Raw genomic sequence first — 1,411 nt, 5'->3', positions numbered from 1 at the left:
TTTTGTATATGAAATAGAAGGAACTACAAGTGAAATATTTTACAAATATCTTGAAGCCTTTTCTGTATATAAACCAGATGAAATAAAAATAATTGTCATTGACAATGCTGGTTTTCATTCAATGAAAAATTATACACTACCTTCTAACATTATTTTGGTTAGAATTCCTCCTTATTCTCCAGAACTTAATCCTAGCGAAAAAATATGGCAGTACATTAAACAATATTAGAGATGTTGCGAAATAACTTATTTCGAGATAAATATGATTAGACCTCTAATTTTTATGCTGTTTTTAAATGAAAGTTCCAAATCCCAGCTGCATTTAGTATTAATTCATCAGCCAATTTATCTGATTTATTTCTAGAAACATCAGTAATACACCTCATTCTTTTCATTCCTCCAATAGCTTGTTCATTGCATACCCTTAAACCACTTATCAAATAATTATCTTGTTTTTGTTCATTAGTTAATGGTTTATTCTTAGATTTTTTTGCAGGAATAAATACGGAGGATTCTGTTTCTTTTTCTAACCCTAAAAAACCTGTGTCTACCCAAGTAGAAACTTCTTTTGGAATGTTTTTAGGAAGTTCACTTTTTCGAAGTACTCTCATATCATGTTGATTACCACACTTTGTTTTTGTTACAATTAATATCTCCTTTTTCTGGGTGGTTACAACTATATTTTTCTTTGTATGTCGCTTTTTCTTTCCAGAATAGTGCTTAGATTGCCGTTTTTCTTTCGCTGGACGCTGAACAGGACGTTCCGTTCCATCAATAAAAATATCTTTAATCCCAGGAAAACATCGTGTAAATTCCTCGACACTATTGATTTTTCGCTTAGGTAAAACTAATTCTATATCAAGGGAAGCTTGAAGAATAGGAAGTAACTCTTTTACCCACCTACATGCTTGACTTTTATCGGATTCAAATAAAAAACCTGCTAAATCATAAGTGGGATAACACTTCATATAGAATAAAATATAAAACAATTTTTCTTTAGCGCTAACTAGTGTATGACGCCGACCTGCTCCCTTTTTACGCTTTGTGACTTTTGAGGTCTTCTTTTTTGTTTTTTCTAAAACAAGGGTAAAAGTACTTAGTAAAGCATTAAATTTTAACAAATCTAACCCTGTTAATGAACGCATTACGCGTTGTGTTGTAAGTGCTCGCTCTAGTTGTACCATTTAAACAAGTTAGAAATTTAACTCAAACGAAATTTCCAAAAACAACTTTGTGTTTAAACAGGTAATTGTTTATTTCGCAACAACTCTATTATAGAAATACAGTGTTCAAAACTTTAGAAAATATTAAAAAGTGGTTACATGATTTTGTATGTAATAATCTAAATTCAAATATCATAAAGTCAATTACTAATCATCATATATTTGTAAATCAATTTAAAGCGCAATTT

Annotated in this window: 1 protein-coding gene and 1 pseudogene; one reads left to right on the top strand and one right to left on the bottom strand. The window is 30.0% G+C overall.

Features of this window, described 5'->3' with window-relative positions; genetic code table 11:
- Positions 1-223: pseudogene (locus tag GY937_21190) on the top strand (IS630 family transposase).
- Positions 224-281: 58 nt separating this feature from the next.
- Here the strand turns inward: GY937_21190 and GY937_21185 are convergent.
- A complete protein-coding gene (locus GY937_21185) occupies positions 282-1,184 on the bottom strand; it encodes a transposase (GenBank protein ID MCP5059228.1) in 903 nt (300 codons plus the stop codon).
- Positions 1,185-1,411: the final 227 nt, after the last annotated feature.

Source organism: bacterium, assembly GCA_024228115.1.
In the GTDB taxonomy this organism is placed as follows: Bacteria; Myxococcota_A; UBA9160; order UBA9160; family UBA6930.
Note: the sequence above shows the minus strand (reverse complement) of the source record. Positions and strands in the feature narration are given on the sequence as shown.